This is a genomic window from Kitasatospora sp. NPDC001527 (assembly GCF_040298605.1).
GTDB lineage: Bacteria > Actinomycetota > Actinomycetes > Streptomycetales > Streptomycetaceae > Kitasatospora.
In genome coordinates this window covers 1-10072 of the sequence record NZ_JBEPAM010000098.1, presented here as the reverse complement: position 1 = coordinate 10072, position 10072 = coordinate 1, and the positions used below count along the sequence as shown (strand labels likewise).

Genomic DNA, 10072 nt, shown 5'->3' with positions numbered 1-10072 from the left:
GCACTCGGCCGCATGCACACCACCGGCCTCACCATCGACTGGACCACCGTCTTCCCCAACGCCCACCGCGTCGACCTGCCCACCTACGCCTTCCAACGCGACCGCTACTGGTTCGCGACGCCGGCCGTCCCCGACGCCCCGACGGCCGGAGCCCACGGCCTCACCGCCGCGTCGCCGTCGGCCTCCGCGGACGGGCGGTTCTGGGCGGCGGTCGAGCACCAGGACCTGGACGCCCTGGCCGCGATGCTCGAAGTCGACCCCGCCACGCCGCTGAGCGAGATGGTGCCCCTGCTGTCCTCCTGGCACCGCCGGCAGAACGAGCAGGCCGCCATGGAGGCCTGGCGGTACCGGATCGCCTGGCACCCGGTGGCCACCGAGCCGCGCGGCGCGCTGAACGGCACCTGGCTGGTGGCCGTTCCGGCGGCCGGCGGCGAGGGATCCGGCAGCGACGCGCACGCCGCCGTCCTGCACGCCCTCGCGGAGCGCGGAGCGCGGACGGTCGTCGTCGAACTGGCCGAGGGTGAGCGCGACGCGGTCGCCGAGCGGCTGCGGGAGGCCTCGGCCGGCGAGGTGCCGGCGGGCGTGCTGTCCCTGCTCGCCTTCGCCGACGGGCCGGACCCGCGGCACCCGGTCCTGCCGCACGGCCTGGCGCTGAACCTGGCCCTGGTGCAGGCGCTCGGGGACGCGGGGATCCCCTGCCCGCTGTGGCTCGCGACCCGCGCCGCCGTCTCGGTGAGCCCGACCGACCCGGTCGACCGCGCCGAGCAGGCGACCGTGTGGGGCCTGGGCCGGGTGGCCGGCCTGGAGCACCCCGAGCGCTGGGGCGGCCTGGTCGACCTGCCCGCCGCCGTCGACGAGCGCGCCGCGGCCCGGCTGGCCGGGATCCTCGCCGCCGCGGGCGACGAGGACCAGCTGGCGGTGCGTACCGCGGGCGTCTTCGTCCGGCGGCTGGTGCACGCCCCGCTGGGCGCGCCGGCCGACGAGGTCAAGTGGCAGCCGGGCGGCACCGTGCTCATCACCGGCGGCACCGGCGGCCTGGGCGCCCAGGTGGCCCGCTGGCTGGCCCGCACCGGGGCCGGGCACCTGGTACTCACCAGCCGGCGCGGTTCCGCCGCTCCGGGCGCCGAGGAGCTGGCGGGCGAACTGCGCGGCCTGGGCGCCCGGGTGACGCTCGCCGCGTGCGACGTCGCCGACCGGGCGGCGCTGGCCGGGCTGCTGGACGGCCTGGAGGCCGAGGGCTCGCCCGTGCGCGCGGTGTTCCACGCCGCCGGGGTGGTCCACTTCCGGCAGATCGCCGACAGCACGCCGGCCGACTTCGCGGCCATGGCCGAGGGCAAGGTGTCCGGGGCCGTCCACCTCGACGAACTCCTGGACGGGACCCGCCTCGAAGCCTTCGTGCTGTTCTCCTCCGTCGCCGCCGCCTGGGGCAGCGGCGGGCAGGGTGCCTACGCCGCGGCCAACTCCTTCCTGGACGCGCTCGCCGAGCGGCGCCGGGCGCGCGGCCTGGCGGCCACCTCGGTGGCCTGGGGCCCCTGGGCGGACAAGGGCATGATCGAGGGCGACGGCGTGGAGGAGCACCTGAGCCGCCGGGGCCTGCCGCCGATGGCGCCGGAGCTGACGGTGGCGGCCCTGCACGGGGCGCTGGCCCGCCAGGAGACCACGCTGGTCCTCGCCGACGTGCGCTGGGACCGGTTCGTGCCGGGCTTCACCGCCGCCCGCCGCCGCCCGCTCATCGACGAACTGCCGGAGGTCCGGCGGGTGTTGGAGGCGGCCGTGGAGCCGCAGGACGCCGCGCGGCAGGACGCCGGCAGCGTGACGGACGGCCTGGCCGGCCTACCGGAGGCGGAGCGGGAACGGGTGCTGACGGACCTGGTGCGCGCGCACACCGCCGCCGTCCTCGGCCACTCCTCCCCCGACGCGATCGCCGACGACCGCGCCTTCAAGGAGCTCGGGTTCGACTCGCTGACGGCCGTGGAGCTGCGCAACCGACTGAACGGCGCCACCGGGCTGTCGCTGCCCGCCACGCTGATCTTCGACCACCCGGCCCCGGCCCCGCTGGCCCGGCTCCTGCGGGACGAGCTGTTCCCGCCGCAGCCGATGACGGCCGACGCCGTCCTCGACGACCTGGACCGGTGGGAGGAGTCGCTGGCGGAGATCACCGCGGACAGCGGCGCGCGGGAGCGGCTCACCAGCCGTCTGCAGGGCCTGATGGCACGGATCGAGAGCACCGGCGGCAGCGGCGGCACCCCGCAGGGCGGCGCCGCGGCCTCGGTCGAGGAGCAGCTGCTGGCTGCTTCCGCCGACGAGATCTTCAAGCTGATCGACAACGACTTCGGGGCGTCCTGATGGCCAACGAGCAAGAAGAGAAGCTGCTCGACTACCTCAAGCGGGTCACCGCCGACCTGCACCGGACCCGCCGGCGCCTGCAGGAGGTGCAGGACCGGGAGCGGGAGCCGATCGCGATCGTGGGCATGGGCTGCCGCTTCCCGGGCGGGGTGCGCTCGCCCGAGGACCTGTGGGAGCTGGTCGCGGCGGGCCGGGACGCGGTCTCCGCGTTCCCCACCGACCGCGGCTGGGACCTCGACGGCCTCTACGACCCGGACCCGGCCGTCTCCGGCACCTGCAACACCCGCGAGGGCGGCTTCCTCTACGACGCCGGCCAGTTCGACCCGGCGTTCTTCGGGATCTCGCCGCGCGAGGCGCTGGCCATGGACCCGCAGCACCGGCTGCTCCTGGAGGTCTCCTGGGAGGCCATCGAGCGCGCCGGGATCGACCCGCTGTCGCTGAAGGGCGAGAAGGCCGGCGTCTTCGTCGGCGCGACCTCCTTCCAGTACGGGGGCGATCCGGCGCTGGCGGACCCGAGCGTCGAGGGCCACCTGCTGATCGGCAACGTGACCAGCGTGGCCTCGGGCCGGATCTCCTACACCCTCGGCCTGGAGGGGCCCGCCGTCACCCTGGACACCGCCTGCTCGTCCTCGCTGGTGACCCTCCACCTGGCCGCCCAGTCGCTGCGCCGGGGCGAGTGCTCGCTGGCCCTGGCCGGCGGCGCCGCGATCGTGGCCAACCCCGGTGTCTTCGTCGAGTTCAGCCGTCAGCGCGGCCTGGCGCCGGACGGCCGCTGCAAGGCCTTCGCCGCCGCCGCCGACGGCACCGGCTGGGGCGAGGGCGCTGGCATGGTGCTGCTGGAGCGGCTGTCGGACGCGCGGCGCAACGGGCACCCGGTGCTCGCCGTGGTGCGGGGCAGCGCGATCAACCAGGACGGCGCCAGCAACGGCCTCAGCGCGCCCAACGGCCCCGCCCAGCAGCGGGTCATCCAGCAGGCGCTGGCCGCCGCCGACCTCACCACCGCCGACGTCGACATGGTGGAGGCGCACGGCACCGGCACCCGGCTCGGCGACCCGATCGAGGCGCAGGCGCTGCTGGCCACCTACGGCCGGGGCCGGCCGGAGGGGCGTCCGCTGTGGCTGGGCTCCCTGAAGTCCAACATCGGCCACACCCAGGCCGCGGCCGGGGTCGGCGGCATCATCAAGACCGTCCTGGCGATCCGTCGGGGCGTGCTGCCCGCCAGCCTGCACATCGACGAGCCCTCGCCCGCCGTGGACTGGTCGGCCGGCGCCGTCTCCCTGCTGCGCGAGGCCACCGCGTGGCCCGAGCTGGGACGCCCCCGCCGGGGCGCGATCTCCGCCTTCGGGGTCAGCGGCACCAACGCGCACGTCATCCTGGAGCAGGCCCCGGCCGAGGAGGACGCGGAACCCGTCGCCCCCGCCGCTCCGGCCGCCGGCCCGCTGGCGTGGCCGCTGTCCGGCCGCACCGAGGCCGCGCTGCGGGACCGCGCCGCCCAGCTGCGCCGGCACCTGGACCGCCACCCGGAGGACGACCTCGCCGGCCTCGGGGCGGCGCTCGCCCACACCCGCTCCGCGTTCGAGCGCCGCGCGGTCGTCGTCGGCCGCACCCGCGAGGACTTCCGCACCGCCCTGGACGCGCTCGCCGCCGGCACCGCCGCCCCGGGGCTGGCCGAGGGCCTCGCGGTGAACACCACCCGCCCGGTCTTCCTGTTCCCCGGCCAGGGCTCGCAATGGGCGGGCATGGCGGAGGAACTGCTGGAGTCCTCGCCCGTGTTCGCCGCGGTGATGGCCGACTGCGAGCGCGCCCTGGCGCCGTTCGTGGACTGGTCGCTGGACGCGGTGGTGCGCGGCGCGCCGGACGCGCCCTCGACGGACCGGGTGGACGTGGTCCAGCCGCTGCTGTTCTCGGTGATGGTGGCCCTCGCCGCCGTCTGGCGCTCCTACGGCGTGGAGCCCGCCGCCGTGGCGGGCCACTCCCAGGGCGAGATCGCCGCGGCCTGCGTGGCCGGCGCGCTGTCGCTGGAGGACGCCGCCCGGGTGGTGGCGCTGCGCAGCCGGGCGCTGCGGGCGCTGTCCGGGGACGGCGGGATGATGTCCGTCTCGCTGCCGCAGGACGCGCTGCTCGCGCGGATGGCGCCGTGGGGCGAGCGGCTGTCGCTGGCCGCCGTCAACGGCCCCGCCTCGATGGTGGTCTCCGGCGAACCCGGGGCGCTGCGCGAGCTGCTGGCGTCCTGCGAGGCCGACGGCGTCCGGGCGAGGATCATCCCGGTCGACTACGCCTCGCACTCGCACCAGGTGGAGCGGATCCACGACCGGCTGCTGGAGCTGCTCGCCCCGATCGCCCCCCGCTCGTGCGCGACGGTCTTCTTCTCGACGGTCACCGGCGAGCCCGTCGACACCGCCGGCCTGGACGCCGGGTACTGGGCCCGGAACCTGCGCCAAACGGTCCAACTGGAGCAGGCCACCCGCCGGATCCTGGCCGCGGGCCACCGGATCCTGATCGAGGTGAGCCCGCACCCCGTGCTGGCCTTCGCGGTGCAGGAGACCATCGAGGCGGTCGGCGCGGAGGCGGGCGTCGTCGGCTCGCTGCGCCGCGGCGAGGGCGGCCCGGACCGGATGCTGCTGTCGCTGGCCCAGGCGTACGTCCGGGGCGCGGCGGTGGACTGGGCGGCCGTGCTGCCCGCCGCGCACACCCGCGCCTTCGACCTGCCCACCTATCCCTTCCAGCGCCGGAACTACTGGCTGGAGAGTTCCGCCGCGGTGTCCGCGACCGCGCAGGACCCGGCGGAGGCCGCCTTCTGGGCGGCGGTGGAGGGCGAGGACCTCCCGGCGCTGGCCGCCGCGCTGGAGGCCGGCGTCGAGGAGCCCGGGGACCCCGGGGCGGCCGACGCCCTGCGGTCGGCGCTGCCGCTGCTGTCCGCCTGGCGCCGCCGGCGGACCGACGGCGCGGCGCTGGACTCCTGGCGGTACCGGACCGGCTGGCGCCCGCTGCCGGAGCCGGCCGCCGCGCCGCTCACGGGCCGCTGGCTGGTCGCCGTCCCGGCGGGACACACCGCGGACCGGCCGGTCGCGGCCGTGCTCACCGGCCTGGCCGGCCCCGGCGCGGAGCTCGTGCCCGTCGAGATCGCCGCCGGCACGGACCGCGCCGCCCTCGCCGGGCTGATCGGCGCCGCGCTCGCGGACACCGCGACGGCGCCCGCCGGGGTGCTCTCGCTGCTCGCCCTGGACGAGGCGCCCCGGCCCGGCGCCCCGTCGGTCCCCGCCGGGCTCGCCCTCACCCTGACGCTGGTCCAGGCCCTGGGCGACGCCGGGATCGAGGCCCCGCTGTGGCTGGCGACCCGGGGAGCGGTGTCGACCGGCGCCTCCGACCGCCTCGACAGCCCCGTCCAGGCCGCCGTCTGGGGGCTGGGCACGGTGGCCGCCCTGGAGTCCCCGCAGCGCTGGGGCGGCCTGGTCGACCTGCCGGCCGTCCTCGACGAGCGGGCGCTCGCCCGGCTCGCCGCCGTACTGGCCGCTCCGGCCGGCCCGGACGGCGACGGCGCCGAGGACCAGCTCGCGGTGCGCGGCGCGGGCGTGTTCGCCCGCCGCCTGCTGCGCGCCGGCGACCCGGCCCCCGCGGCCGGCTGGCGGCCGAGCGGCACCGTCCTGATCACCGGCGGGACGGGCGGCGCGGGCGCCGCGGTGGCCCGCCGGCTGGCCCGGGAGGGCGCCGAGCACCTGGTGCTGACCGGCCGGCGCGGTTCCGCCGCTCCGGGCGCCGAGGAGCTGGCGGCCGAACTCACCGCCGCCGGCGTCCGGGTCACGCTCGCGGCCTGCGACGTCGCGGACCGCGCCGCGCTCGCCGGCCTGCTGGACTCCCTGCCGCGCGACCTGCCGCTGACCGCGGTGGTGCACGCCGCGGGCGTGCTCGACGACGGCGTGCTCGACACCCTGACCGCCGAGCAGGCCGAGCGCACCCTGCGGCCCAAGGTGACCGGGGCGCTGAACCTGCACGAGCTCACCAAGGACTGCGACCTGTCCGCGTTCGTGCTCTTCTCCTCCATCGCCGGCACCGTGGGCGCCGCCGGCCAGGGCAGCTACGCCGCGGCGAACGCCGTCCTGGACGCGCTCGCGCACCAGCGCCACGCGGACGGGCTGGCCGCCACCTCGGTGGCCTGGAGCGCGCTCGCCGACGGCGGGATGGTCGACGCGGCGGTGGCGGACCAGCTGCGGCGCCGCGGCGCGGCCCCGATGGCCGGCGACCGGGCCGGCGACGCGCTGCTGCGGGCGGTGGGCGGCGGCGAGCCGTGCCAGGTGGTCGCCGACCTCGACTGGGCGCGGTTCGCGCCCGCGCTCGCCGCCGGCCGGCCGCTGCCCCTGCTGCGCGACCTGCCGCAGGCCCGGGAGGCCCTCACCGCCGCGCCGGGCCCGCAGGGCGAGGGGCAGGACGACTCCGAGGCCCTGCTGCGCCGCCTCGCCCAGCTGGACGGCGCGGACCGGCAGCGGGTGCTGCTCGACCTGGTCAGGTCGCTGGCCGCCGTCGTCCTCGGCCACCCCAACTCCACCGCCGTCGAGGCCGAGCGGGCCTTCAAGGAGCTGGGCTTCGACTCGCTCACCGCGGTGGAGCTGCGCAACCGCCTGGGCGTGGCGACCGGGCTGCGGCTGCCGGTCACGCTGGTCTTCGACCACCCCACCGCCGCCGCGCTCGCCTCCTACCTCGGCGCCGAACTGCTGCCCGACGGCGGCTCGCCCGCCGGGCCCGTCCTCGCCGAACTCGACCGGCTGGAGGCCTCCCTGGCGGCGCTGGACCCGGACGAGGAGGCCCGCGCCGCGGTGGCCGAGCGTCTGCAGTCCCTGCTGCGCACCTGGTCCGGCCCCGGCGACCAGCGCGGCTCCGTCGACGACCTCGACGCGGCCACCGACGAGGAGATGTTCGACCTGCTGGACCTCGAACTCGACGACATCGCATGAACCACCGCACACCCACCCACGGCCTTTCCGTCCCACGGTCTTCGAGGAGCTGACGAGTGATGGAGAACGAAGCGAAGCTTCGCGACTACCTCAAGCGGGCGACCGCCAACCTGCGCGTGGCCCGTCAGCGCCTCGACGAGCTCCAGGAGAAGGAGCACGAGCCGATCGCCGTGGTGGCGATGGGCTGCCGCTTCCCGGGCGGCGTCCGGACCCCCGAGGACCTGTGGGCGCTCGTCGCCGAGGGCCGGGACGCGATCACGCCGTTCCCCACCGACCGGGGCTGGGACCTCGACGCGCTCTACGACCCGGACCCGGACCGCAAGGGCCGCACCTACGTCCGCGAGGGCGGCTTCCTCGACGGCGTCGACCGCTTCGACGCCCCGTTCTTCGGCATCTCGCCGCGCGAGGCGCTGTCGATGAACCCGCAGCAGCGGCTGCTGCTGGAGGTCGCCTGGGAGACGCTGGAGCGCGCCGGGGTCACGCCCGGCTCGCTGCGCGGCTCGCGGACGGGCGTGTTCGTCGGCGCCACCGACTTCGACTACGGCAGCAACGTCACCGAGCTCCCCGAGGGGCTGGAAGGGCAGATGTCGCTGGGCGCCTCCGGCGCCATCCTGTCCGGCCGGGTCGCGTACACCCTCGGCCTGGAGGGGCCGGCCCTCACCGTCGACACCGCCTGCTCCTCCTCGCTGGTGGCCCTGCACCTGGCCTGCCAGTCGCTGCGCCGGGGCGAGTCCTCGCTGGCGCTGACCGGCGGCACGACGGTGATGGCCACCCCGACCGGGTTCATCGAGTACAGCCGGCAGCGGGCGCTGTCCCCGACCGCCCGCTGCCGGGCGTTCTCCGAGACGGCGGACGGCACCGTGTGGGCGGAGGGCGTCGGCGTGCTGCTGCTGGAGCGGCTGTCGGACGCGCGGCGCAACGGGCACCCGGTGCTCGCGGTCGTCCGGGGCAGCGCGATCAACCAGGACGGCGCCAGCAACGGCCTGACCGCGCCGAACGGCCCCGCCCAGCAGCGGGTGATCCGGGCCGCGCTGGCCGACGCCCGGCTCAAGCCCGCGCAGGTCGACCTCGTCGAGGCGCACGGCACGGCGACGACGCTGGGCGACCCGATCGAGGCCGGCGCCCTGCTGGCGACGTACGGCCAGGGTCGGCCCGCCGAGCGGCCGCTGTGGCTGGGTTCGCTGAAGTCCAACCTCGGGCACGCGGCGGCGGCCTCCGGCGTGGCCGGGGTCATCAAGACGGTGATGGCGATGCGCAACGGTGTGCTGCCGCGCACCCTGCACGTGGAGGAGCCCTCGCGGAAGGTGGACTGGGAGTCCGGCGCGGTGCGGCTGCTGACGCAGGAGCAGCCGTGGCCGCAGGGCGAGGAGCCCCGGCGGGCCGGCATCTCCTCCTTCGGCGCGAGCGGCACCAACGCCCACACGATCATCGAGGAGGCTCCGGCGGAGGTCACCGACGAGGAGGCGCCGGAGGGCCGGGACGAGCCCGCCGTCGAGGAGTACCCGTCCGTGCTGCCGGGTTCGGGGGTGGTGCCGCTGGTGGTGTCGGCGCGCAGCGCCGCGTCGCTGCGCGCTCAGGCCGAGCGGCTCGGTGCGCTGCTGGCCGAGGGTGCTCCGGAGCTGGGCGCCGTGGGCTACTCGCTGGTCTCCTCGCGTGCGGTGTTCGAGCACCGCGCGGTCGTCCTCGCCACGGACGCCGCCGAGGCGGCCGAGGGCCTGGCCGCCCTGGCCGCCGACACTCCCGCCGACAACGTGACCACCGGCGTCGCCGGCCCCGCCGGCGGCCGGGTCTTCGTCTTCCCCGGCCAGGGCTCCCAGTGGGCCGGCATGGCCGTCGAACTCCTCGACACCTCACCCGCCTTCGCCCAGCGCCTCGCCGAATGCGAGCAGGCCCTGGCACCCTTCGTCGACTGGTCACTCGAAGAGGTCCTGCGCGAGACCCCCGGCGCGCCGACCCTGGAACGCGTCGACGTCGTCCAGCCCGCCCTGTTCGCCGTGATGGTCTCGCTGTCCGCCCTGTGGGCCTCCCTCGGCATCGTCCCGGACGCCGTGGTCGGCCACTCCCAGGGCGAGATCGCCGCCGCCTGCGTCGCCGGCGCCCTCTCCCTCGACGACGCCGCCCGCATCGTCACCCTCCGCAGCCAGGCCATCCGCGCCCTCTCCGGCACCGGCGGCATGATGTCCGTCTCCCTCCCCCAGAACGACCTCCTCACCCGCATGACACCATGGGGCGAACGCATCTCCCTCGCCGCCGTCAACGGCCCCACCTCCATGGTCGTCGCCGGCGAACCCGAAGCCCTGCGTGAACTCCAGGCCGCCTGCGAGGGCGACGGCACCCGGGCGAGGATCATCCCCGTCGACTACGCCTCGCACTCGGTGCAGGTCGAGCGCATCCGTGAGGAGTTGCTGGAAGCCCTCGCCCCCGTCACCCCGCGCTCGACCACCGTGCCCTTCTACTCCACCGTCACCGGCACACCCATCGACACCACCACCCTCAACGCCGAGTACTGGTACACCAACCTGCGCCAGACCGTCGAACTCGAAACCGCCACCCGCACCCTGGCCGGCGACGGATTCGGCGTCTTCATCGAGATCAGCCCCCACCCCGTCCTCACCCTCGCCCTCCAGGAAACCCTCGACACCACCGGCACCGACACCATCGTCACCGGCACCCTGCGCCGCGGCGAAGGCGGACCCACCCGCCTCCTCACCTCCGCCGCCCACCTCCACACCCACGGCGCCACCATCGACTGGCACACCACCTTCCCCACCCACACC

General features: G+C 76.6%; 3 protein-coding genes. All 3 read left to right on the top strand.

Annotated features, from left to right (window positions below; genetic code table 11):
- The coding region (locus ABT238_RS38185; protein WP_350807071.1) for an SDR family NAD(P)-dependent oxidoreductase at positions 1-2346 on the top strand (2346 nt) is incomplete at its 5' end.
- Positions 2346-7295, top strand: coding sequence for a type I polyketide synthase (locus ABT238_RS38180; protein ID WP_350807065.1), 4950 nt, complete (start codon positions 2346-2348; stop codon positions 7293-7295). The genes ABT238_RS38185 and ABT238_RS38180, both read left to right, overlap by 1 nt.
- Before the next feature lie 59 nt (positions 7296-7354).
- Positions 7355-10072 (top strand): type I polyketide synthase (locus tag ABT238_RS38175; protein ID WP_350807061.1); only part of this gene is annotated, 2718 nt, incomplete at its 3' end.

Bases quoted from the DNA above. Each gene is read 5' to 3' on its own strand.
- ABT238_RS38180 (WP_350807065.1), top strand. From the start codon at position 2,346: ATGGCCAACGAGCAAGAAGAGAAGCTGCTCGACTACCTCAAGCGGGTC.